Here is a 23,284-nt window from a genome sequence, read left to right as displayed (position 1 = left end):
GCGCGGTGGGGCACGCAGCAGGCCCGCCTAGACTGCCGTCATGAGCGCTGGTGATCTCGAGGGCCCCGCCGACCCGTTCGCCCGGCTCGGGCTGACCTACGACGACGTCCTGCTGCTGCCGGGCGAGACCGACATGTCGCCGGACCAGATCGACACGAGCAGCCGGCTGACGAGGGAGATCTCGCTGCGCCTGCCCCTGGTGTCGGCGGCGATGGACACCGTCACCGAGGCGCGGATGGCGATCGCCATGGCGCGCCAGGGCGGGATCGGCATCCTGCACCGCAACCTGTCGGTCGAGGACCAGGCCCTGCAGGTCGACCTCGTCAAGCGCACCCAGACCGGGCGCATCACCAACCCGGTCACCATCGCCCCGGAGGCCACCCTCGAGGACCTGGACCGGATCTGCGGGCAGTACCGCGTCTCCGGGCTCCCCGTCGTCGACGAGCGGGGCATCCTCATGGGCATCTGCACCAACCGGGACCTCCGGTTCACGCCCGTCGCCGAGTGGGACCGCACCCTCGTGAGCGAGGTCATGACCCCCATGCCGCTGGTGACCGCGCCGGCCGACGTGTCGCGCGAGGAGGCCACCGCGATCCTGCGCGCGCACAAGCGCGAGCGGCTCCCGCTGGTGGACGACGCGGGCCGCCTGTCGGGCCTCATCACGGTCAAGGACTTCGTCAAGAGCGAGCAGTTCCCGCACGCCTCCAAGGACGGCGACGGTCGGCTGCTGGTGGGGGCCGCCATCGGCTACTTCGGGGACTCCTGGGAGCGCGCCACGACCCTGGTGGAGGCGGGAGTCGACGTCCTCGTCGCCGACACGGCCCACGGTCACGTGCGTCTGCTGCTGGACATGGTCGCCCGGTTGAAGCAGGACCCGGCCACCCGGCACGTGCAGGTGGTCGGCGGCAACGTCGCCACCGGGGCCGGTGCCCAGGCCTTCGTCGACGCGGGGGCGGACGCCGTGAAGGTGGGGGTCGGACCAGGGGCGATCTGCACCACCCGGGTGGTGACCGGGGTGGGGGTCCCGCAGCTGTCCGCGGTGCACGAGGCGGCCCAGGTGTGCGGGCCGGCCGGGGTCCCCGTCATCGCCGACGGTGGCATGAAGTACTCCGGAGACATCCCCAAGGCCCTGGTCGCCGGCGCCGAGGCGGTGATGATGGGCTCGATGCTCGCGGGCTGCGAGGAGAGCCCGGGCGAGCTGATCTTCGTCAACGGCAAGCAGTTCAAGAGCTACCGGGGGATGGGGTCGCTGGCCGCGATGAGCTCGCGGGGCAAGACCTCCTTCTCCAAGGACCGCTACTTCCAGGCCGAGGTCGCGAGCGACGACCAGCTGGTGCCCGAGGGCGTCGAGGGCAAGGTGGCCTACCGCGGGGCGGCCAGCGCCGTCGTCCACCAGATGGCCGGCGGGCTGCGGCAGGCGATGTTCTACGTCGGCGCCCGCACGGTGCCCGAGCTGCGGTCCCGCGGTCGCTTCGTGCGGATCACCCAGGCCAGCCTGCAGGAGTCGCACCCGCACGACATCGAGATGACGGCGCAGGCCCCGAACTACGGCTGAGCAGCACGCCGATGGCGTGGCGCGGGACGGGAGCACCCGCCCCGGACGGTAGCCTGACGTGGTGAGCGAGATCGAGATCGGACGAGGCAAACGGGGCCGCCGCGCCTACTCCTTCGACGACGTCGCCGTCGTCCCCTCCCGCCGCACCCGGGACCCCGAGGACGTGTCGATCACCTGGCAGATCGACGCCTACCACTTCGACCTCCCGATCCTCGCGGCCCCCATGGACTCGGTCGTGTCGCCGGAGACCGCCATCGCGCTGGGACGCCTCGGCGGCCTGGGGGTGCTCGACCTCGAGGGGCTCTGGACCCGCTACGACGACCCCTCGGCACGCCTGGCCGAGATCGCCGGGCTCGACGGCGAGGCGGCGACGGCCCGGATGCGCGAGCTGTATGCCGCACCGATCCGTCCCGAGCTCATCACCGCTCGCCTGCGCGAGGTCCGGGAGGCCGGGGTCACCGTCGCCGGTGCCCTGTCGCCGCAGCGCACCCAGCAGTTCTGGAAGTCGGTCGTGGACGCCGGGGTCGACCTCTTCGTCATCCGCGGCACGACCGTCTCGGCCGAGCACGTCTCCAGCCAGGCCGAGCCGCTCAACCTCAAGAGGTTCATCTACGAGCTCGACGTCCCGGTCGTCGTCGGCGGGGCGGGCACCTACACCGCGGCGCTGCACCTGATGCGCACCGGCGCGGCCGGCGTGCTCGTCGGCTTCGGGGGCGGGTCGACCCACCGGACGCGCACCGCCCTCGGCATCCACGCGCCCTCGGCGACGGCCATCGCCGACGTCGCCGCCGCGCGTCGGGACTACCTCGACGAGTCCGGCGGTCGGTACGTCCACGTCATCTCCGACGGGGGGACCAGCGTGTCCGGCGAGATCGTCAAGGCGGTGGCCTGCGGTGCGGACGCCGTCATGCTCGGGGCGGCGCTGGCGAGGGCGCAGGAGGCGCCGGGCGCGGGCTACCACTGGGGCAGCGAGGCGCACCATCCGGAGCTGCCACGGGGCGAGAAGGTGCACGTCGGGACGGTGGGGACCCTCGAGGAGATCCTCGTGGGTCCGGCTCGCACGGCCGACGGCACGACCAACATGATGGGCGCCCTGCGACGCGCCATGGCGACGACCGGCTATACCGAGCTCAAGGAGTTCCAGCGCGTGGATGTGGTGGTGGCGCCGTATGGCGAGCGATGACCAGGGTCGCGGGACCGACGGGCGCCCGCGTCCGGCCGGGGTGCCCGAGGTGAGCGTGAGCAAGGACCCGGTGCACGTGCGGCGTCGGCGGCTGGCCGCCGGCGCCCTGCTGGGCGCCGTCCTCCTGGGCGGCTGGGGGATGGCCCAGGTGTTCGGCGGGGACGGCTCCTCGGCCGGTGAGGACGGGAGCGTGGCCGGGCCCACGGAGGCCACCGCGCCGCAGCAGGGCGCGGCGGACGGCGAGGACCCGGGTGCCGACGAGGCGGGCCCGGCGCAGGAGGAGTCCGAGGCGCAGGGTGGGACCTCCGCCGACACCTCCGGCGAGGACTCCTCGGCCGAGGACACCACCGACCCGGCGGGTGCGCAGGACGAGGCCGACCAGGTGTGGCAGCGCGAGCCCGCCCCGGCCGAGCACCCCAGCGACACCACGGCGCTGGAGCAGGTCGACTACCTCACCGGCGGCCTCACGCCCAAGTCGGTCATGGCGTCCGGGCACGGCCTGATGATCGCCAACAACATGATGTACTCGCACACCTCGACCGTCTTCGACAGCACGACCCGTGAGCAGGTCGAGGTGCTGGACGACGGCGTCGAGCTCGCGGCCTTCGGGATCGAGGGCCACCCCGGGGTCTCGCAGGGTTCCCCGGTCGAGGCGGTGTGGACCGAGGACGGCCGCTACGCCTACGTCTCCCAGTACACGATGTACGGGGAGAACTTCGGCGTCGAGGGCTTCGACGCCTGCACCCGGGACAGCGGCGTCGGCGCCTCCTTCGTCTACCGCTTCGACGCGGAGGAGATGGCGTGGGACCAGGTCTTCCAGGTGGGGGCGGTCCCGAAGTACCTCGCGCTCAGCCCGGACCAGCAGACCCTGCTCGTCAGCAACTGGTGCGACGCCACGCTCAGCGTCGTCGACACCGAGAAGGGTGAGGAGACCGGCACCGTCGAGCTGGCCGCCGCGCCGCGCGGGCTGGCGATCATGCCGGACAACCGCACGGTCTACGCCGTCGCGATGTATGCCGACGAGCTCTACAAGGTGGACCTGGACGAGGGCACCGCGGAGGTGGTCATGCAGACCCCGCCCCGGCCCCGCCACCTCAACCTCGCCGACGAGGGGCGCACCCTCTACCTCACCACGAGCGGCGGCAACGCCGTCCTCAAGATCGACACCGCCACCGACGAGGTGGTCGACGAGGCGGCCCCGGGCGCGGAGCCGCGCAGCGTCGTCCTGAGCCCGGACGAGACCGCGCTCTACGTCGTCAACTACGACGAGGCGAGCGTCTCCAAGGTCCGGACCTCGGACATGGAGGTCATCGACACCGTCGGCGTGGACGCCAACCCGATCGGGATCGACTACGACCCGGTCACCCACACCGTCTGGGTGGCCTGCTACGGCGGGTCGATCTACGTCTTCGACGACCAGGACAGCCTGCTCTGACATCCAGGACCACCACCTACCCTGGTGGGGTGATCCGCACCGCCCTCAGACCAGCCTGGCTGGCGCTGCTCGCGCTGCTCGTGGTCGTCGTGGTGGCCTTCTACCAGCTCGGTATGTGGCAGCTCGGGGTGAGCTCGAGCGCCGCCTCGCGCGAGTTCGCGGCCGAGCAGGCGGCCCGGCCGACGGTGCCGCTCCAGGAGGCGCTGCAGCCCCGGACCACGTTCCCCGACGACGGCGCGGGGCGCTCGGTCGTGGTGGCCGGCAGCTACCTGCCCGAGCTGCAGTTCCTCGTCCCGCAGCGGCTGCTGGAGGGTGAGGAGGGCTACTGGGTGGTGACGCCCGTGGAGGTCGCGGACACCGGCGCGCTGCTGCCGGTCGTGCGCGGCTTCGTCACCGACCCGCAGCAGGCGGACCGGCCTGCCCCGACCCCCGTCGAGGTCACCGGCACGCTGGCGCCCGGCGAGGCCCCGGGGCGCAGCGGACTGCCCGAGGGTCAGCGCGGCTCCATCGACACGGCCGAGCTCGTCAACGACTGGGCCGCACCGATCTACGACGCCTTCGTGTTCCTCGTGCAGGAGCAGCCGACCCTCACCGGCGCGGCCGTGGAGCGGGTCCCCCCGCCGACCTTCGGCGAGTCCGGGGTGCTGTGGCGCAACGTCGGCTACGGCCTGCAGTGGTTCGTCTTCGCCGGCTTCGCGATCTACATGTACCTCCGCTTCCTGCACGACGCGTCCCGGCGGCGGCCGGCCCCGCCGGAGGCGGTCCCCGCACCCACGACCCCCGCCCCGCCCGTGAAGGAGCTCCGTCCATGACCCCCCGTGCCAAGCTGCTGTTCTTCCGCGTGATGGCCTTCGTCGTCGGCGTGGGACTGCTCCTGCTCGTCCTGCACATGGTGCTGCGCTACGGCTTCGGCAACCACGCCCTGGCGTGGTGGCCCTCCCCGCACGGGTGGGTCTACATGGTCTACCTCGTGGCGACGGCGCTGCTGGGCTTCCAGCTGCGCTGGGGCCTGGGCCGGATGGTGGGGGTGATGCTGGCCGGCTGCGTGCCCTTCCTGTCCTTCTGGGTCGAGCACCGCGTGGCCCGGCAGGCCCGGGCGCAGATCGAGGGCGACGAGGCCTCCGGGGCGACCGCCGGTAGGGTGACGGCGTGACCTCGGCCCCCCTCCTGGACGCCCGCCCGGTGCTCGTCGTCGACTTCGGCGCGCAGTACGCCCAGCTCATCGCGCGCCGGGTGCGCGAGGCCGACTGCTACAGCGAGATCGTGCCGCACACCATGCCGGCCGAGCAGATGCTCGCCCGGGACCCGGCGGCCATCATCCTCTCCGGCGGACCCGCGTCCGTGTATGCCGAGGGCGCCCCCGCGCTGGAGACCGCCGTGGTGACGGCCGGGGTGCCCGTGCTGGGCATCTGCTACGGCTTCCAGGCCATGGCCCAGGCCCTGGGCGGCACGGTGGAGCGCACCGGGCGACGCGAGTACGGCCAGAGCGACGCGACCGTCGCCGGCCCGCCGAGCACGCTCTTCGCCGACCAGCCCGACCAGCAGGTCGTCTGGATGTCGCACGGCGACGCCGTGACGGCGGCTCCCCAGGGGTGCGCGGTGACCGCCCGGACCTCGGGCGCGCCGGTGGCGGCCTTCGAGGACGACGAGCGTCGGCTCTACGGCGTCCAGTGGCACCCGGAGGTGCTCCACTCGACCTACGGCCAGCAGGTGCTGCGCAACTTCCTCACCCGGGGCGCGGGCATCACGCCCTCGTGGACCAGCGGGAACGTCGCCGACCAGCTCGTCGAGCAGGTGCGGGAGCAGATCGGGTCCGACCGCGTCATCTGCGGGCTGTCCGGGGGGGTCGACTCCTCGGTCGCCGCCGCCCTGGTCCAGCGGGCCGTCGGGGACCAGCTGACCTGCGTCTTCGTCGACCACGGGCTGCTGCGCGAGGGGGAGGCCGAGCAGGTCGAGACCGACTTCGTGGCGGCGACCGGCGTGGACCTCGTCGTCGTCGACGCCCGGCAGCGCTTCCTCGACGCCCTGGCCGGGGTGACCGACCCCGAGGCCAAGCGCAAGGTCATCGGCCGCGAGTTCATCCGCGTGTTCGAGCAGGCCGCCCGCGACGTGGTCCGGGCCCACCAGGGCGGTGCCGGCGACACGGACGCCCCGGAGGGCGAGCACCCCGTGCGCTGGCTCGTGCAGGGCACGCTCTACCCCGATGTCGTGGAGTCCGGCGGGGGCACCGGCGCGGCCAACATCAAGAGCCACCACAACGTCGGCGGCCTGCCGGAGGACCTGCAGTTCTCCCTCGTGGAGCCGCTGCGCACGCTCTTCAAGGACGAGGTGCGCCAGGTCGGTCTGGAGCTGGGGGTGCCGGAGGGGATCGTCTGGCGGCAGCCGTTCCCCGGACCGGGCCTGGGGATCCGCATCATCGGGGAGGTGACCGCCGACCGGCTCGCGATCCTGCGGCGGGCCGACGCCATCGCCCGGGAGGAGCTCACCGCCGCCGGCCTGGACCGGGAGATCTGGCAGTGCCCCGTGGTCCTGCTCGCGGACGTCCGCTCGGTCGGCGTCCAGGGCGACGGCCGCACCTACGGCCACCCGGTGGTGCTGCGCCCCGTGTCCTCCGAGGACGCCATGACGGCGGACTGGACCCGGCTGCCCTACGACGTGCTCGCCCGCATCTCCTCGCGCGTCACCAACGAGGTGGAGGAGATCAACCGGGTCACCCTGGACGTCACGAGCAAGCCCCCGGGGACGATCGAGTGGGAGTGAGGACCAGCCTGGCCCTGGCGGCCGGCAAGGGGACCCGCGCCCTGTCCCGGCTCCGGGGCGGCGGGTCGGCGCTGCCGGGTCTGGTGACCGAGCGTCTCGACCCGGCGGTGCTGCGGCATACCCTCGGGGCGCTGCCCCAGGGCGTGGTCGTGGTGAGCGGCACCAACGGCAAGACGACGACCACCAAGATGCTCGTGGCGCTGCTGCGGGCGCACGGCCTGCGCGTCTTCACCAACCCCACCGGCTCCAACTTCACCCGCGGGGTCATCTCCTCCCTCCTGGGCGAGGTGGGGCTCTCCGGCCGCCTGGACGCCGACCTGGCGGTGGTGGAGCTGGACGAGGCGCACGCCCTGCACTTCAGCGCCCAGGTCCCGCCCACCCACTCCCTGCTGCTCAACGTCGCCCGGGACCAGCTGGACCGGTTCGCCGAGATCGACCACACCGCGCGGCTGCTCACCACGCTGGCCGAGCAGACGACCGGCGGTGTCGTCCTCAACGCCGACGACTCCTTCGTCTCCCGCATCCACGGGCACCTGGGCGACGGGGTGCAGGTCCGGTGGTTCGGGGTGGACCCCAGCATCGCGGACCGGCTGCCCGAGCTGCAGGAGGCCGACGTCCGCTTCGAGGACGCGCAGCCCCCCCGGGAGCCGGGCCCCGACGACGCGCTGCTGCTGCCCGAGGAGGACGGTCGGGGCTTCACCGTCCGGTTCGTGGGCGACCCGGACGCCGACGTCGGTCCCCTGACGCTGCGCCAACGGGGACTGGCCGCGATGATCAACGCCACCGCCGCCACGGCCACCGCCCGCCACCTGCTCGGTCCGTCCTTCTCGGCACCGACCGCCGCCCGTGCCCTGGAGGCTGTCGCCCCGCCGTTCGGCCGGGGCGAGGTCATCGACGTCGACGGTGCGCCGCTGGAGCTGGTCCTGGTGAAGAACCCGGCCGGGTTCACCGTGGCGCTCGGCACCTACGGCACCGAGCCGGTCGCGACGATGGTCGCCATCAACGACAACTACGCCGACGGGCGTGACGTGTCCTGGTTGTACGACGTGTCCTTCGACTCCCTCCGCGACCGGGGGGTGGCGCTCACCTCCGGGGTCCGGGCGTGGGACATGGCCCTGCGGCTGCGCTACGACGGCGTCGAGGTCGACCACGTCGAGCAGGACCTGGACGTGGCCCTGGACCGGTTCCTCCGGGACCACCGGGGCCGGCCGATGCGGATCTTCTGCACCTACACCGCCATGATGCACCTGCGACGCCGGCTGGCCGAGCGGTTCGCCCTGGCGCGCTTCGGAGAGGACCCCGACGCATGAGCGAGGACCGGGGAGTGGCGCAGGCCCTGCCGGACGACGTCGCCGCGCTGGCCGACGTGCCTGCCGACAAGGGCGAGGTGCACGTCGTCCATCTCTACCCGCGCGAGATGAGCATCTACGGCGACCTCGGCAACACCCGGTGCCTGGCCGCCCGCCTGCGCTGGCACGGCTACCGCCCGGTGGTGCACGACCACCACCCGGGGGCGCCGTGGCCCGAGCGGGCCGACATCGTCCTCGGGGGCGGCGGGCAGGACAGCGGCCAGGTCCGGGTGACCGAGGACCTGGCGCGCCACGCGGACCGGCTGCGCGAGCTCGCCCTCGACGGCGTGCCCATGCTCATGATCTGCGGGATGTACCAGCTCTTCGGCGAGGCCTTCATCACCGTGGAGGGCCAGCGGCTGCCGGGCCTGGGCATCCTCGACGTCACCACCCGCGGCAACGCGACCCGGATGATCGGCCCGGTGGTGCTCGACACCGACTTCGGCTCGGTGGTGGGCTACGAGAACCACTCCGGGTCCACCGTGCTGGGGGAGGGGCAGCAGCCCTTCGGGCGGGTCCGGCACGGCCGTGGCAACAACGGCTCCGACGGGCACGAAGGTGCCCGGACCGCCAACGTCGTCGGGTCCTACCTGCACGGCCCGGTCCTGCCGGCCAACCCGGCCCTGGCGGATGGGCTGCTCGAGGTCGCCGCCCGACGGGCCACCGGTGGATGGTCCCCGGCCGTGGTGGACGACACCGTCGCCGACCGGGCCCACCAGGCTCAGGTGCGCAGGCTGCTCGGCTCCTGAGCGGGGAGCCCGCTGCCGCGGCCGCCGGTGCGGGCGGGGGAGAGCCACCACGCGGCCGCCGCGGCCAGGCCGAAGGGCACCACGACCACGTGCGCGTAGATCGCGTAGAGGAGGGCGGTCGCGGACGCCGCACCGGGGTCGCCCCCGAGCAGCACGAGCAGCCCCGCCGTCCCGACCTCGGTGACCCCGAGACCCCCCGGCGTGACGGCCACCACGGTGAGGAACTGGCGGAAGGTGTAGGCGCAGACGAGCTCGGCCAGCGGGAGGTCCAGACCGACCACGCGGGCGGCATACCAGTAGAGCCCGAAGAGGAGGACGAACTGGCCGGCCATCCCCAGGGACATCGACACCCCGCTGGTGCGCACCACGTCGGCGACCCGACGGCGCTGGTCGGTCAGCAGCAGGGCCAGGGGAGGGCGGCCCGGGCGTGCCGGCAGGACCCTGGCCAGCAGCGGCCGGCCGAGGGCCGCCAGGGCGTCCGCCACCCGGTCGGAGAGGACGACCAGGCTCGCGAGCAGGACCAGGGCGGTGCCCGCGGCCACCGCCACCCAGCCGCCGCGGAGGACGACGTCCGGGGCGTCGATGGGGCCGGCGACGAGGACCAGGCACCCGATGACCGGGAGCGCGATCCGCGCGAGCAGGTTCCAGAGGCCCACGACGGCGACGCTGGAGGAGAGGGCCCGCCGGGCGAAGCCCCAGGAGCGCAGCATGAGGACCATGAACCCCACCCCGAGCGCGCCGCCGAGCGGCAGCAGGTTGGCGGCGGTCGCGGACACGGCGTTGACCTTGAGCGCCTGCAGGTGGCCCAGGCCGGGCAACGAGCCCATGAGCACCCAGGTGTAGCTGAACAGTCCACCCAGGAGCAGGCCGGCCATGACGACCGCGGTGCCCGGGCGGATGCGCCCGAGCTGGGCGCCGATCTGGGCCCAGGAGGTGTCGAGGAAGGACGGCAGCCCGAACGCGATGAGCAGCACGGCCACCGTGGTGCCGAGCACCGAGGCGGCCGCGTCCTTCCAGGTCAGCCGCCGCAGCGCCGGTTCACGGTCCTCCACGCTCACGTCTGTCCCCGGGTCATGCCCTTCATGCTGGCAGACTCCCCGTCCGGCGCCGGGTGCGACACGGCACGGGCCCCCCGGGCCGACAGCAGCCACCACAGACCGGCCGCCGGCAGCACGAGCGGGATGAAGAGGTAGCCCTGGCCGTAGTGGCTCCACACCGTCTGGTCCGGGAACATCGAGGGGGCGAGGTAGCTCCAGGTCCCGACCGCGAGGACGCCGGCCAGCTCGACGCTCAGCGCCACCAGGCTCACCCACCACGCGGCGCGCCCGCGGAGGGAGAGCGAGACCAGCGCCACGACGTAGACGGCCGCGGCGACCGCGGACAGGGAGTAGGCGAGGGGGGCCTGCTCGAACCGGGTGGAGATCTGGGCCGCCGAGCGGGAGACCGTCCCGATGACGAAGACGAGGTAGAGCGCGAGGATGACGCGGCCCGGGCCGTGGCGGCGATCTCCGGCGTCGGCGGTGACGCGGCTCACGCGGGCATCCCCACGCCGTACCAGATCTGGGCGCTGCGCGCGGCCATGACGGCGACGGTGAAGGCGGCGACCGCGAGCACGAAGGTGCTCCAGCGGGTGGGCTCCTGCTGGGCCCAGACCAGCGCGAGGGCGGGCAGCATGAGGATGGTCACGAGGTAGGCCCACAGCTCCCAGCCCGGCCCGACCGGGTCCGCCCCGCCCAGCTGGCGGCCGAGGTAGCTCGCGCAGTAGGCGACCACGCCGGCCTGGAGCGCCAGGGTCAGCCCGACGGTCACGCGTCCCGGCGACCTGCCGTTCAGCCCGGCGAGGAGACAGACGACGGCGATGACCAGGCCACCCACCAGCACGGCGAGGGTCGGGGGGTCGAGGTATGCCGAGGAGCCGGTCGTCACGGCAGGCACCGGCGGCGCGGTCGACGGGAGGTCACGCCACCAGGGTAGGGCTCGCGGTTGTGGACGACCTGGGTGGGCACGTCGGTGCGGCTGCCTAGGATGGAGGGCGATGAGCGGCCTCTTCGACCACCTCCCCTTCGACGACCCGGTCCCCTCGATGAGCGCGGCCGCGGCCAGCGGGCACGCGGGCCCGCACCGGGGCGACGGGCCCGTCGACGACCGCGGTGTGCCCGCCTGGGCCGTGTCCGGCGACCCGCCGCCGTCCGGGACGGGCCCGGGCCGGAGCCCCTCCGGACCCACCGTCGAGGAGCTCCTCGCCGGGCTCAACGAGCCCCAGGCGGAGGCGGTGCGTCACCAGGGCAGCCCGCTGCTCATCGTGGCCGGTGCGGGGTCGGGCAAGACCCGGGTGCTGACCCACCGCATCGCCTACCTCCTGGGTGAGCGGCACGTCCACCCCGGACAGATCCTGGCGATCACCTTCACCAACAAGGCGGCGGCCGAGATGCGCGAGCGGGTCGAGGCACTCGTCGGCCCCCGGGCCAAGGCCATGTGGGTCTCGACCTTCCACTCCGCCTGCGTGCGCATCCTGCGCCGGGAGGCCCAGACCGCCGGGCTGCGCAGCTCGTTCTCCATCTACGACGCGGCCGACAGCCAGCGGCTCATGGGCATGGTCATCCGTGACCTCGACCTGGACCCGAAGCGCTACCCGGCGCGGGCCTTCCTGGCGAAGGTCTCGAACGCCAAGAACGAGCTCGTCGACGAGGAGGCCTTCGCCGCCACCGTCGGGGCCAACAGCTACGAGGCCAAGGTGGCCGAGGCCTACACGATGTACCAACGCCGGCTCCGGGCGGCCAACGCCCTGGACTTCGACGACATCATCTCCACCACGGTCCACCTGCTGCGCGCCTTCCCCGCCGTGCGCGAGCACTACCGGCGGCGGTTCCGGCACGTCATGGTCGACGAGTACCAGGACACCAACCACGCCCAGTACGCCTTGGTCAGGGAGCTCGTCGGGTTCGCCGGGGACATCGTCGACGGGGGCAGCCGCGAGCTGCCGCCGGCCGAGCTGTGCGTCGTCGGCGACGCCGACCAGTCCATCTACGCCTTCCGCGGCGCGACGATCCGCAACATCGTCGAGTTCGAGCAGGACTACCCGCAGGCCCGCACCATCCTGCTCGAGCAGAACTACCGCTCCACCAGCACCATCCTCACCGCGGCGAACGCCGTCATCGCTCGCAACCCGCGGCGGCGCGACAAGCGCCTGTGGACCGACCAGGGGGAGGGCCACCGAATCGTCGGCTACGTCGCCGACAGCGAGCACGACGAGGCCTCCTTCGTGGCCCGCCGCATCGACGAGCTCGCCGACGAGCGGGGCGTCCGGCCCGGTGACGTCGCGGTGTTCTACCGCACCAACGCCCAGTCCCGGGCCCTGGAGGAGGTGCTGGTCCGCACCGGGCTGCCCTACAAGGTCGTCGGGGGCACCCGCTTCTACGAGCGCCGGGAGGTCAAGGACGCCCTGGCCTACCTACGGGTCATCGCCAACCCCGCCGACGACGTCAACCTGCGGCGCATCCTCAACACCCCCAAGAGGGGCATCGGTGACCGCGCGGTGGCCGCCGTGACGTCCCTGGCCGAGCGTGAGCGCATCCCGTTCGTCGCCGCCCTGGGCCGGGCCGGCGACGCGCCGGGCATCGCCTCGCGCTCGGTCGCCGCGCTCTCCGGCTTCACGGCCCTGCTCGAGGAGCTCGGCGACCTCGCCGCGGAGGAGGGGTCGGGGATCGGGGCCCTGCTCGAGGCGATCCTCGACCGCACCGGCTACCTCGCCGAGCTCCGCGCCAGCCACGACCCCCAGGACGAGACGCGGGTGGAGAACCTCACCGAGCTCGTCACCGTCGCCCGCGAGTTCGACGACAACTACCCGGAGGGGGGCCTGGTCGACTTCCTCGAGCAGGTCTCGCTGGTCGCCGACGCCGACGAGATCCCCGAGGGCTCGGCCGAGGGCGAGGCAGGGCGGGGGCAGGACCAGGGCGTGGTCACGCTGATGACGCTGCACACCGCCAAGGGCCTGGAGTTCCCGGTGGTCTTCCTCACCGGCCTCGAGGACGGCACCTTCCCGCACCAGCGCAGCCTCGACGACCCGGACGAGCTCGAGGAGGAGCGACGGCTGGCCTACGTCGGGATCACCCGGGCGCGCGAGCAGCTGCACCTGTCCCGGGCCGGCAGCCGGGCGGCGTTCGGCGCGCCGCAGTGGTTCCCCGCCTCCCGCTTCCTCGACGAGATCCCCGACGACCTCGTCACCTGGGAGCGCACCGACGCCGACCGGATGAGCATGGGCGGGCGTCGATCCGCTGCCGAGGGGATGGGCCTGAGCTGGTCCGGGGGGTATGCCGGGGGCCGCGGGGGGCCGGGCGGCGGACGTCCGGCGGCCGTGCGGCTCGACCCGCGGGGCAGCGTGCCCGGGCGCGACCGCACCCCGGAGCAGGAGACCGAGCTGGCGGGACTGGCCGCCGGCGACAAGGTGAGCCACGACAGCTTCGGCATGGGCACGGTGGTCCTCGTGGAGGGGACCGGCAAGCACGCGATGGCGCACGTGGACTTCGGCGAGGCCGGCCTCAAGCGGCTGCTGGTGCGGGTGGCTCCGCTGGTCAAGCTCTGAGCTGGCGGTCGGGCCGGCTCCCGGCACCTCCGCTCGCCCGCCGTCGCTCTGCGGACCTGTGCACGCCAGCGTCACGTGTGCACGCCAGCGTCACCTGTGCACGCTTCTGCACCCGGTGCGCACGTTCTACCGCACGCACCGGGTGCAGGAGCGTGCACAGGTGTCGAGGGTGCCGGTGTCCCTGCCGTCCACCGTCGCTGGTGCTGGCGCAGACCGGGTATGCCGCTGCGATAGTCTGCCTCGCAGTGCCGCCGACGGCGCCCCTTGCGTGCGGTCGTGCGGTGACCACCGGCAGGCCGGAGCTCCTCCGGCCCTCATCGACAGACGGGAACCGCAACTGTGGATCTGTTCGAGTACCAGGCACGTGACCTCTTCGAGAAGCACGGGGTGCCCGTGCTCGCCGCCGAGGTCGTCACCGACGCGGCGGACGCCGGTCCGGCGGCCGAGCGCGTCGGCGCCGGGAGCGGCGGGGTCGTGGTCGTCAAGGCCCAGGTCAAGGTCGGGGGGCGGGGCAAGGCCGGTGGCGTCAAGCTCGCCCGCAGCCCGCAGGAGGCCGTGGAGGCTGCCGAGCAGATCCTCGGCATGGACATCAAGGGCCACACGGTCGGTGCCGTGATGATCGCCCAGGGGGCCAAGATCGCCGAGGAGTACTACTTCTCCCTCCTCCTGGACCGCACCAACCGCTCGCTGCTCGCGATGTGCAGCAAGGAGGGCGGGGTGGACATCGAGACCCTCGCCGAGGAGCGGCCCGAGGCCCTGGCGCGGGTGTCGGTCGACGCCCGGACCGGCATCGACGACGCCACCGCCCGCCACATCCTGGAGCAGGCCGGCTTCGACACCGCCGACGTGGACGCGATCGCCCCGGCGCTGGTGCGCCTCTGGGACGTCTACCAGGGCGAGGACGCGACGCTCGTCGAGGTCAACCCCATGGTGAAGACCGAGGACGGCCAGGTGCTGGCCCTCGACGGCAAGGTCACCCTGGACGACAACGCCGACTTCCGGCACGAGGACCACGCGGCGCTCGCCGACACCGCGGCCGCCGACCCGCTGGAGGCCAAGGCCAAGGAGATGGGCCTCAACTACGTCAAGCTGGACGGCAACGTCGGCATCATCGGCAACGGCGCCGGGCTGGTCATGTCGACCCTCGACGTGGTGGCCTACGCCGGCGAGGAGCACACCGGAGGGCGGGCCAAGCCGGCCAACTTCCTCGACATCGGGGGAGGCGCCTCGGCCGAGGTCATGTCCAACGGTCTCGACGTCATCCTGAACGACGACCAGGTGAGGTCGGTCTTCGTCAACGTCTTCGGCGGGATCACCGCCTGCGACGCGGTCGCCACCGGCATCGTCTCGGCGCTGGAGATCCTCGGGGACGAGGCCACGAAGCCTCTCGTCGTCCGGCTCGACGGCAACAACGTCGAGGAGGGGCGCGCCATCCTCGCCCGGGCCGACCACCCGCTGGTGACCATCGAGGACACCATGGACGGCGCCGCCCGGCGGGCCGCCGAGCTGGCCGCGAACTGACCCTGACGACACGACATACCGAAGGAATCTAGAGACCACCATGGCGATCTTCCTCACCCACGACTCCCACGTCATCGTCCAGGGCATGACCGGCTCCGAGGGCATGAAGCACACCCAGCGCATGCTGCGCTCGGGCACCCAGGTCGTCGGCGGCGTCAACCCGCGCAAGGCCGGGCAGACCGTCGACTTCGAGGACGGCGTGCAGGTGCCGGTCTTCGGCTCCGTCGCCGAGGCGATGGAGGCCACCGGCGCCGACGTGTCCGTCCTCTTCGTGCCTCCCGCCTTCACCAAGGCCGCGGTCGTCGAGGCGGTGGACGCGGGCATGCCGCTGGCCGTCGTCATCACCGAGGGCGTGCCGGTCCAGGACACGGCCGAGTTCTTCGCCTACGCGCAGGCGAAGGGGACCACCCGCATCATCGGCCCCAACTGCCCCGGGCTCATCAGCCCCGAGCAGTCCAACGCCGGCATCATCCCGGCCGACATCACCGGCCCCGGCCGGATCGGCCTGGTGTCCAAGTCGGGCACCCTGACCTACCAGATGATGTACGAGCTGCGGGAGATCGGCTTCTCCACGGCTGTCGGCATCGGTGGCGACCCCATCATCGGCACGACCCACATCGACTGCCTCCAGGCGTTCCAGGACGATCCGGACACCGACGCGATCGTCATGATCGGGGAGATCGGGGGCGACGCCGAGGAGCGGGCCGCCGACTACATCAAGGAGCACGTCACCAAGCCGGTCGTCGGCTACGTCGCCGGGTTCACCGCGCCGGAGGGCAAGACCATGGGCCACGCCGGCGCCATCGTCAGCGGGTCCTCGGGCACGGCCGCGGCCAAGAAGGAGGCCCTGGAGGCCGCCGGGGTCAAGGTCGGCAAGACTCCCTCCGAGACCGCCGAGCTCATGCGGGAGATCGTCGCGGGCCTGGGCTGAGCCCGGGCGCCCGCCGGTCCGACCGGACTGCCCGGCCCGGACCGGCGCGCCTCCCGACGCACCCGCCCGCCGTCCCCGACCATGGTGGGGATGACTGTGGTGGAGCGGACGAGCGGCAGCAGGTCCCCGGAGGCGGCGCGCGAGGGCGTGCCCGGGCGGGGGCCGGTCCTGACCGTCCGCCGGCTGGGTGAGCTGCTCGGCGCGGCGACGGCCGGGGTCGTCTGCGTGCTCGTCGGGCTGCTCGTCGTGGTCCTGCCCACGGTGCTGGCGTGGGTCGTCGAGGAGCGCAGCACGGCGACCTTCTGGCAGACGGTCGGCGTGGGGGTCGACGTCTGGGCGCTGGCGCACCGCGCGAGCATCAGCACCCCGGCGGCGGAGGTGGTCCTGGCGCCGCTGCTGCTCACCCTGCTCTTCCTCGGGCTCTGCTGGTATGCCGCCCGTCAGGTCGTCCTGAGCCGGCACCACCTCACCGCCCGGGTGCCGCGGATCGGCGGGTGGCGGACGGCGTGGAGCGCGCTGGGCGGCTCCGACGGCACGGCCTTCGTCGTCGGCTACCTCCTCACCGGCCTGCTCGTCGCCCACACCGCGAGCTTCGGGCTCGCGCCGGTACGCCTGCTCACGCTCGTCCCCGGCGCCGTGCTCGTGCCGCTGGTGGCCCTCGGGCTGGTGTGGCTGGGGGAGCACCGCCGGGAGGAGCACCCCACCGTCGGGGCCGGTCTGGCCTTCCTCGAGGCGCGCACGCCGGTCCTCGTGCGCCGGGCCCTCCCGCCGGTCGCCGAGGTCCTGGTCGGGCTGGTCACCGTCGCGCTGCTCCTCGTGCTGGGGCTGCTGGTGCTGCGCGGGGAGCGGATCGTCACCCTCTACGGCTCGCTGGACGCCGGGCTGGTGGGCACCTCGCTGCTGACCGTCGGCCAGCTCCTGGCGCTGCCCAACCTCATGGTCTGGGCGCTGGCCTGGATGACGGGATCGGGGGTCACCGTCGGGACCGTGCACGTGGGGTGGACCGACACCACCGCGGGCGACCTGCCCATGCTGCCGGTGCTCGGTGCGCTGCCCGAGCCGGGGGCCATGCCGCCCGGGATGTGGGCGCTGGCGCTGGTCCCCCTGGTCGCGGGGGGCTGGATCGGCTACCGCGCCGTCGGCTCGGCCTCGCGGCTGGCCTCCTGGTGGACGAAGGCGCAGATCATGCTGGCCTCCTGCGTGGCCGTCGCGGGGGTCGTCCTGGTGCTGTCCTGGCTGGCGACCGGCGGGCTCACCCCGGGCCGGCTGGGGACCGTCGGCGTCGAGCCGTGGCGGGTGTCCGGGATGCTGCTGTTCGAGCTGGCGGCGGGCGGGCTGGTGGTCGTCACCGCGCTGCACCTGAGCCGGCGGCGGCTCCGGAGCCGTCGGTGAGCCGGGCCGGTCACCCGTGAGCGGGCTGCCCCGACCCCGCGTGGTGGCCCTGGTCTCCGGCAGCGGCACCCTCCTGGAGGCGGTGCTCGAGGCGTGCACCGACCCCGCCTACGCCGTGGACGTCGTGGCCGTGGGGGCCGACCGGGACGGGATCGAGGGCCTGGAGCGCGCGCGTCGCCGCGGTCTGCCGACCTTCGTCGAGCCGGTGACCGCCCACCCCGACCGGGAGGCCTGGGACGTCGCGCTGGCCGCGCGCATCGCCGCCCACCACCCGGACCTCGTGCTCAGCGCGGGGTTCATGCGGATCCTGGGCCCCGCCGTGCTGGCCGCGCACCGGGTCGTCAACACCCACCCCGCGCTGCTGCCCGCGTTCCCCGGGGCGCACGCCGTCCGGGACGCCCTCGCCCACGGCGTCAAGGTCAGCGGGTGCACCCTGCACGAGGTCGACGCCGGGGTCGACACCGGCCCGATCCTCGACCAGCGGGCCGTGCCGGTGCTGGCCTGCGACACCGAGGAGAGCCTGCACGAGCGCATCAAGGTCGCCGAGCGGGAGATGCTCGTGGCCGCCCTACCCGGGCTGGCGCGCGTGCACCCGCTCGATGAGGCCTAGCGTCGTCCGCCGCGACTCCACCACCTCCAGGCCGAGGGCGGCCAGGCGGGCCGCGGGGCGACGCCCGAGGTGCTCGCCGGCCAGCGGCACGGTGACCGCGTCCACCAGCGCCTGCGGCGCCCGCACCCACCAGTGGTCGGAGGCCACGTGGTCGGCCAGCAGCAGCGCCCCGCCGGGTCGCAGCACGCGGACCATCTCCGCGAGCGCGGCCTCGAGGTCGGGCACGCAGCACAGGGTGAAGGTGGAGACGACCGTGTCCACGGAGGCGTCGTCGACGGCGAGGGCGCCCGCGTCGCCCAGGACGAAGGTCGCCGGCCGGTCGACGGCGGCCGCGCGCCGCCGGGCCTGCTCGAGCATGGGGGCGCTGCGCTCGAGGCACACGAGCTCGACACCGGCCGGGTAGAAGGGCAGGTTCGCCCCGGTCCCCACCCCGACCTCGAGCACGCGCCCGCGGGCGCGGCCCGCCACCCAGGGGCGGCTGGCCGCGAGGAAGCGGCGCTCCACGCCGGCCGACACCTCGTCGTAGCGGTCGGCCAGCCGGTCCCAGTGCCGGGCGTGCCGCACCCCCCGTGCGTCCCGTGCGTCCACGTCCCGAACCTACCGGCCCGGGGGTGCGCCCGGTGGTGGCTAGACTGGGGGCACACGACTGGCGCGGGTGGGGCACCACCGGGGAGTGCACGCGTGGGTATCGCCCGCCTGGGTGCCCGCACCGTCCGTCCGGACGCCCGGAACCGGCGGCCCGGACCGCACCAGAGGAGCGATTCGCCCTGAGCAGCCCGACCCCCTCGCACGACACCCTGCCCGACGGACGCCGGCCGGTCCGCCGCGCCCTCGTCTCGGTCTACGACAAGACCGGCCTGGACGAGCTCGTCACCGGCCTGGCCGAGGCCGGCGTGGCCCTGGTCTCCACCGGCGGGTCGGCCGCCCGGATCGAGGGCCTGGGCCTGCCGGTCACCCGCGTGGAGGAGCTCACCGGCTTCCCCGAGTGCCTCGACGGCCGGGTCAAGACCCTGCACCCGCGGGTCCACGCCGGGCTGCTGGCGGACACCACCAACCCCGAGCACGTGCGGCAGCTGGACGAGCTGGGCGTCGAGGCCTTCGACCTGGTCGTCGGCAACCTCTACCCGTTCGCCGACACGGTGGCCTCCGGGGCGGACCAGGACGCGTGCGTCGAGCAGATCGACATCGGTGGCCCGTCCATGGTCCGCGCCGCGGCCAAGAACCACCGCAGCGTCGCCGTCGTCACCAGCCCCGCGGTATACCCGGAGGTGCTGGCGGCGGTCGCCGGGGGCGGCTTCACCCTGGCGCAGCGCCGGCGGCTGGCCGCCGACGCCTTCGTGCACACCGCGACCTACGACGTGCACGTCGCCTCGTGGATGGGCGACGCGCTCACCGACACCGGCGAGGGGAACGGCTTCCCCGCCTGGAGGGGGGCGACCTGGGACCGCGCGGCGGTGCTGCGCTACGGCGAGAACCCGCACCAGCGGGCCGCGCTCTACGCCGACGGCCACCCGACCGCCCCCGGCCTGGCCCAGGCCGAGCAGCTGGGCGGCAAGGAGATGTCCTTCAACAACTACGTCGACGCCGACGCCGCCCGGCGCGCCGCGCACGACCACGGCGACCAGCCGACCGTGGCGATCATCAAGCACGCCAACCCGTGCGGGATCGCCGTGGGGACCGACGTCGCCGACGCCCACGCCAAGGCGCACGCCTGCGACCCGGTCTCGGCCTTCGGCGGGATCGTCGCGACCAACCGCCCGGTGAGCGAGCAGATGGCCCGGCAGGTCGCCGAGGTGTTCACCGAGGTCGTCGTCGCACCGGACTTCGAGCCGGCCGCCCTGGAGATCCTGCGCACGAAGAAGAACCTGCGGCTACTCCGGGTCGCCTCGCCGCAGGCCGGTGGGGTCGAGACCCGCCCCATCTCCGGCGGGCTGCTCGTCCAGGAGGTCGACGCCGTGGACGCGCAGGTGGAGGGAGGCGGGGACGACGCCGCCCGCTGGCGCCTGGTCGCCGGCGAGCCCGCCGACGAGGCCACGCTCGCCGACCTGCAGTTCGCCTGGCGTGCGGTCCGCGCGACGAAGTCCAACGCGATCCTGCTGGCCGACGCCGGCGCGTCGGTCGGGGTGGGCATGGGCCAGGTCAACCGGGTGGACTCCTGCCAGCTGGCGGTGCGCCGGGCGGGGGAGCGGGCCAGCGGGTCGGTCGTCTCCTCCGACGCGTTCTTCCCCTTCGCCGACGGCCTCCAGGTGCTGCTCGACGCCGGGGTCCGGGCGGTGGTCGCCCCGGGCGGGTCGATCCGGGACGAGGAGGTCGTCGCCGCGGCCGAGCAGGCGGGGGTGACGATGTACTTCACCGGCACCCGGCACTTTGCCCACTGACGCCGCGCAGACGTCCCCCGTCGGGGCCCGGCCCCTGCTGACCACCCTCCTGCCGCTGCTGGCGGCCGGCGTCTGCGGGGCGGTGCTGCCGGTCCAGTCCCGGGTCAACGGGGTGCTCTCGGAGCAGGTGGGGGCGCTCCCCGCCGCCACGCTCTCCTTCGGCAGCGGGCTGGTCGTGCTCACGCTGCTGCTGGCGCTCGCCCCGCTGCGCCGGCGCGCCGCGGCCGTGTGGTCGGCGGTGCGGTCCGGGGGCTGCGGCGGTGGCAGGTGGTCGGCGGTGTCGGGGGTGCGCTGCTCGTCGCCAGCCAGACGTATGCCGTTCCGCTGGTCGGGGTGACCGCCTTCCTCGTCGCGGTCATCGGCGGGCAGTCGGTCAGCGCGCTGCTCGTGGACCGCGCCGGTCTCGGCCCCGGACCCGCGCAGCCGTGGCGGGCCGGCCGGGTGGGGGCGGCCGCGCTCGCCGTGGTCGGGGTGGCGGTCGCCGCGACGGCCCGGCCGGAGGAGGGTGGTGCCGCGACCGGCGCGGGCGTGGGGTTCGCCGTGGCGCTCGTGCTGGTCTGCGCCGCCGGCGCGCTCACCTCGGTGCAGCAGGCGCTCAACGGCGTGGTGACCACCGTGAGCAGGGCGCCGGTCGCGACCGCCTGGGTCAACTTCCTCACCGGGACGCTGACGCTGGTGCTCGTCGGTCTGGTGGCCTCGCTCGCCGGCGGGGTGCGACCGAGCGCCGTGCAGGCCGGGCTGCCCTGGTGGGCGTGGACCGGAGGGGTCATGGGCATCGTCTTCATCGCCCTCGCGGCCTACGCGGTCCAGCACCTGCCCGTCCTCGTCTTCGCCCTGGTCACCATCACGACCCAGCTGGTGGTGGGCGTGCTGCTCGACGCCCTCGACCCGGTGGGCCGCGCGGCCCTGGGACCTCAGCTGCTCCTGGGCGTCGCCCTGGCGCTCACCGCCTCGGTCTGGGCCGCGCTGGCCCGGCCCGCGCGGGGCCGGCGTGCGTCCTCGCCCCCGGTGGTCGCGCACCGGTAGGCTCCCCGCCATGGCGACTCTCGTGATCACCGTCATCGGCGACGACCGCCCGGGCCTGGTCAACGTGCTGGCCGACGTGGTGGCCGCGCACGGCGGCAGCTGGGAGCGCAGCCAGCTGGCCGAGCTCGCCGGCAAGTTCGCCGGCATCGTCACCGTGGACGTCCCGGACAGCCGGTCGCAGGCCCTCGCCGAGGCCCTGGGGTCCCTCGGGGGCGTGCTCGAGACGACCGTGCACCTCGTGGGCGAGGACGAGCCGGCCGCCTCCGCCCCGTCCGGCCCCGAGGGGGACCTGCTGCACCTGGACCTGGTCGGCAACGACCGTCCCGGCATCGTCAAGGAGATCACCGGCATCCTGGCCGGGCACCAGGTGTCCGTGGAGGACCTCCAGACCAAGGTCGTGCCGGCACCCCAGGCCGGCGGGGACCTCTTCGCCGCCAGGGTGCGCCTGCGCGCCCCTGCCGGGACGGACCTGTCGACCCTGCGGCAGTCCCTGGAGGAGCTGGCCGCCGAGCTCCTCGTCGACATGAGCTTCGACGCCGACGACCAGCCGGAGTGGGAGTGAGCCCCGCCGCCCGCACGTCCCTAGACTCGAGGCCATGACCGCGACGATCCTCGACGGCAAGGCCGTGCACGCGACGATCCAGGACGAGCTGCGCACCCGGGTCGAGGCCCTGGCCCGGCGGGGGGTGGTCCCCGGCCTGGCCACCGTCCTCGTGGGCGAGGACCCGGCCAGCCGCTGGTACGTCGGGGCCAAGCACAAGGACTGCGCGGCCATCGGCGTCACCTCGGTGCGGCGCGAGCTGCCGGCCGGCTCGGGTCTCGCCGACGTCCTCGCCACCGTCGACGAGCTCAACGCCGACCCCGCGGTGACGGCCTTCCTCGTCCAGCAGCCCACGGGCCTGGACGAGTTCGCCATCCTCTCCCGGGTCGACCCGGCCAAGGACGTCGACGGGCTGCACCCGCAGAACCTCGGGGCGCTCGTGCTGGGCGAGCCGGCGCCGCTGCCCTGCACCCCCGTGGGGTGCGTGGAGCTGCTCCGTCGCTACGACGTGCCGATCGCCGGCGCCGAGGTCGTCGTGGTGGGCCGCGGTCTCACCGTCGGCCGGCCCCTGGGTCTCATCCTCACGCGGCGCAGCGAGAACGCGACGGTGACCCTGTGTCATACCGGCACGCGGGACCTCGCCGCCCACACGCGGCGGGCCGACATCGTCATCTCGGCGGCCGGCGTGCCGGACATGATCACCCCCGACATGGTCAAGCCCGGTGCGGCTGTCATGGACGTGGGCGTCGCCCGTCGGGAGGGCAGGATCGCCGGCGACGTCCACCCGGACGTCGCGGAGGTGGCCGGCTGGCTGACCCCGAACCCCGGCGGGGTGGGCCCCATGACGCGGGCCATGCTGCTGAGCAATGTCGTGGAGGCCGCGGAACGCACCCTCGACGCGGCGTGATGGGCAGCGGGCCGGGGGAGGAGCACCGGCGGGAGTCCGGCGCCGCGACGCAGCCGCTGGGTGCCTGGTGGGTCGGGGTGCTCGGCCTGGTGGTCTCCGGTGTGCTGCTGACCTCCTCGAACCTGCGCGCCTACGGCTACGCCCTCGGGGCCACCCTGGGTGTGCTCGCCCTGCTGCGGGCGTTCCTGCCGCCCGGCCGGGCGGGGGGGCTGGAGGTGCGCAGCCGGCTCACCGACGTCGCGACGCTCCTCCTCCTGGGGACGGCGACGGTGGCCGTCGCGGCCACCCTGCGCCTGGGCTGACCAGGTCTGACCAGGGCAGACCAGGGCCGGCCGCAGGCGGCGCCGGCGTCCTGCCCCCCTCCC

At 74.0% G+C, this 23,284-nt stretch carries 23 protein-coding genes; 19 read left to right on the top strand and 4 right to left on the bottom strand.

Translation table 11 applies throughout. From position 1 onward, the window contains the following. Nucleotides 1-40 precede the first annotated feature (40 nt). The 8 genes from guaB to AVL62_RS00975 are packed head-to-tail and all read left to right on the top strand — an operon-like array spanning nt 41 to nt 9,031. Complete coding sequence (gene guaB, locus AVL62_RS01010; RefSeq protein ID WP_058889826.1) at nt 41-1,555, top strand: IMP dehydrogenase; 1,515 nt, start codon at nt 41-43, stop codon at nt 1,553-1,555. Between the two features lie 58 nt (nt 1,556-1,613). Beyond that, complete coding sequence (locus AVL62_RS01005; RefSeq protein ID WP_058889825.1) at nt 1,614-2,738, top strand: GuaB3 family IMP dehydrogenase-related protein; 1,125 nt, start codon at nt 1,614-1,616, stop codon at nt 2,736-2,738. A gap of 49 nt (nt 2,739-2,787) precedes the next feature. Next, complete coding sequence (locus AVL62_RS01000) at nt 2,788-4,173, top strand: YncE family protein (protein ID WP_235585449.1); 1,386 nt, start codon at nt 2,788-2,790, stop codon at nt 4,171-4,173. 29 nt (nt 4,174-4,202) lie between these two features. Further along, entirely contained in the window at nt 4,203-4,985 is a 783-nt protein-coding gene (locus AVL62_RS00995; protein WP_058889823.1) for an SURF1 family protein, read from the top strand. Then, the gene (locus AVL62_RS00990; protein WP_058889822.1) at nt 4,982-5,326 is read left to right on the top strand and encodes a DUF3817 domain-containing protein; all 345 of its coding nucleotides are present in this window, start codon (nt 4,982-4,984) and stop codon (nt 5,324-5,326) included. The genes AVL62_RS00995 and AVL62_RS00990 overlap by 4 nt, the downstream gene beginning before the upstream one ends. Then, nucleotides 5,323-6,933 (top strand): glutamine-hydrolyzing GMP synthase, encoded by a 1,611-nt coding sequence (gene guaA / locus AVL62_RS00985; protein WP_058889821.1) that lies wholly within the window; start codon nt 5,323-5,325, stop codon nt 6,931-6,933. The genes AVL62_RS00990 and guaA overlap by 4 nt, the downstream gene beginning before the upstream one ends. Then, nucleotides 6,930-8,243 (top strand): Mur ligase family protein, encoded by a 1,314-nt coding sequence (locus AVL62_RS00980; protein ID WP_058889820.1) that lies wholly within the window; start codon nt 6,930-6,932, stop codon nt 8,241-8,243. Before guaA ends, AVL62_RS00980 begins: the two co-directional genes overlap by 4 nt. Next, complete coding sequence (locus AVL62_RS00975; RefSeq protein WP_235585448.1) at nt 8,240-9,031, top strand: type 1 glutamine amidotransferase; 792 nt, start codon at nt 8,240-8,242, stop codon at nt 9,029-9,031. Before AVL62_RS00980 ends, AVL62_RS00975 begins: the two co-directional genes overlap by 4 nt. On the opposite strand, the gene AVL62_RS00970 is transcribed toward AVL62_RS00975, so the two are convergent. Genes AVL62_RS00970 through AVL62_RS00960 form a run of 3 tightly spaced genes read right to left on the bottom strand, consistent with a single transcriptional unit; the run spans nt 9,004 to nt 10,957 of the window. After that, nucleotides 9,004-10,089, bottom strand: a complete 1,086-nt coding sequence (locus tag AVL62_RS00970) for a lysylphosphatidylglycerol synthase transmembrane domain-containing protein (RefSeq protein ID WP_161937813.1) — start codon at nt 10,087-10,089, stop codon at nt 9,004-9,006. The two genes, AVL62_RS00975 and AVL62_RS00970, sit on opposite strands and share 28 nt — an antisense overlap. Next, nucleotides 10,086-10,565, bottom strand: a complete 480-nt coding sequence (locus AVL62_RS00965; protein ID WP_058889818.1) for a hypothetical protein — start codon at nt 10,563-10,565, stop codon at nt 10,086-10,088. The genes AVL62_RS00970 and AVL62_RS00965 overlap by 4 nt, the downstream gene beginning before the upstream one ends. After that, a complete protein-coding gene (locus AVL62_RS00960; RefSeq protein ID WP_058889817.1) occupies nt 10,562-10,957 on the bottom strand; it encodes a hypothetical protein in 396 nt (131 codons plus the stop codon). Before AVL62_RS00960 ends, AVL62_RS00965 begins: the two co-directional genes overlap by 4 nt. Before the next feature lie 109 nt (nt 10,958-11,066). On the opposite strand from AVL62_RS00960, the gene pcrA reads away from it, so the two are divergent. The 5 genes from pcrA (at nt 11,067) to purN (ending at nt 18,067) form a co-directional block, all read left to right on the top strand. Then, complete coding sequence (pcrA, locus tag AVL62_RS00955) at nt 11,067-13,613, top strand: DNA helicase PcrA (RefSeq protein WP_058889816.1); 2,547 nt, start codon at nt 11,067-11,069, stop codon at nt 13,611-13,613. A gap of 339 nt (nt 13,614-13,952) precedes the next feature. Further along, nucleotides 13,953-15,134 carry an ADP-forming succinate--CoA ligase subunit beta gene (sucC, locus tag AVL62_RS00950; RefSeq protein WP_058889815.1) on the top strand — a complete coding sequence of 394 codons (1,182 nt, stop codon included), beginning with the start codon at nt 13,953-13,955 and terminating at the stop codon, nt 15,132-15,134. A 40-nt stretch (nt 15,135-15,174) separates the two neighbouring features. Then, nucleotides 15,175-16,065 carry a succinate--CoA ligase subunit alpha gene (gene sucD, locus AVL62_RS00945; RefSeq protein ID WP_058889814.1) on the top strand — a complete coding sequence of 297 codons (891 nt, stop codon included), beginning with the start codon at nt 15,175-15,177 and terminating at the stop codon, nt 16,063-16,065. Nucleotides 16,066-16,155: 90 nt separating this feature from the next. Then, a complete protein-coding gene (locus AVL62_RS00940; RefSeq protein WP_153011592.1) occupies nt 16,156-17,457 on the top strand; it encodes a DUF6350 family protein in 1,302 nt (433 codons plus the stop codon). 16 nt (nt 17,458-17,473) lie between these two features. Continuing rightward, entirely contained in the window at nt 17,474-18,067 is a 594-nt protein-coding gene (gene purN, locus AVL62_RS00935) for a phosphoribosylglycinamide formyltransferase (RefSeq protein WP_058889812.1), read from the top strand. Here purN and AVL62_RS00930 read toward each other — a convergent pair. Continuing rightward, entirely contained in the window at nt 18,026-18,655 is a 630-nt protein-coding gene (locus tag AVL62_RS00930) for a class I SAM-dependent methyltransferase (RefSeq protein ID WP_235585447.1), read from the bottom strand. The genes purN and AVL62_RS00930 overlap by 42 nt on opposite strands. 209 nt (nt 18,656-18,864) lie before the next feature. Here AVL62_RS00930 and purH point away from each other — a divergent pair, with 209 nt between their 5' ends. From purH to AVL62_RS00900, 6 genes are read left to right on the top strand one after another with little or no spacing between them, the layout of a single operon-like run. Then, nucleotides 18,865-20,445, top strand: coding sequence for a bifunctional phosphoribosylaminoimidazolecarboxamide formyltransferase/IMP cyclohydrolase (gene purH / locus AVL62_RS00925; RefSeq protein ID WP_153011599.1), 1,581 nt, complete (start codon nt 18,865-18,867; stop codon nt 20,443-20,445). Next, nucleotides 20,435-20,782, top strand: a complete 348-nt coding sequence (locus tag AVL62_RS18010; protein ID WP_058889811.1) for a DMT family transporter — start codon at nt 20,435-20,437, stop codon at nt 20,780-20,782. Before purH ends, AVL62_RS18010 begins: the two co-directional genes overlap by 11 nt. Then, nucleotides 20,713-21,471: a DMT family transporter gene (locus tag AVL62_RS18005; RefSeq protein WP_161937812.1), complete on the top strand. Its 759-nt coding sequence runs from the start codon at nt 20,713-20,715 to the stop codon at nt 21,469-21,471. The genes AVL62_RS18010 and AVL62_RS18005 overlap by 70 nt, the downstream gene beginning before the upstream one ends. 10 nt (nt 21,472-21,481) lie before the next feature. Next, nucleotides 21,482-22,033 carry a glycine cleavage system protein R gene (locus AVL62_RS00910; RefSeq protein ID WP_058889809.1) on the top strand — a complete coding sequence of 184 codons (552 nt, stop codon included), beginning with the start codon at nt 21,482-21,484 and terminating at the stop codon, nt 22,031-22,033. A gap of 34 nt (nt 22,034-22,067) precedes the next feature. Beyond that, complete coding sequence (locus tag AVL62_RS00905; RefSeq protein ID WP_058889808.1) at nt 22,068-22,919, top strand: bifunctional methylenetetrahydrofolate dehydrogenase/methenyltetrahydrofolate cyclohydrolase; 852 nt, start codon at nt 22,068-22,070, stop codon at nt 22,917-22,919. Further along, complete coding sequence (locus AVL62_RS00900) at nt 22,919-23,221, top strand: DUF3017 domain-containing protein (protein ID WP_058889807.1); 303 nt, start codon at nt 22,919-22,921, stop codon at nt 23,219-23,221. Before AVL62_RS00905 ends, AVL62_RS00900 begins: the two co-directional genes overlap by 1 nt. Nucleotides 23,222-23,284 lie beyond the last annotated feature (63 nt).

The organism is Serinicoccus chungangensis (genome assembly GCF_001483745.1).
Classification (GTDB): domain Bacteria; phylum Actinomycetota; class Actinomycetes; order Actinomycetales; family Dermatophilaceae; genus Ornithinicoccus; species Ornithinicoccus chungangensis_A.
Note: the sequence above shows the minus strand (reverse complement) of the source record. Positions and strands in the feature narration are given on the sequence as shown.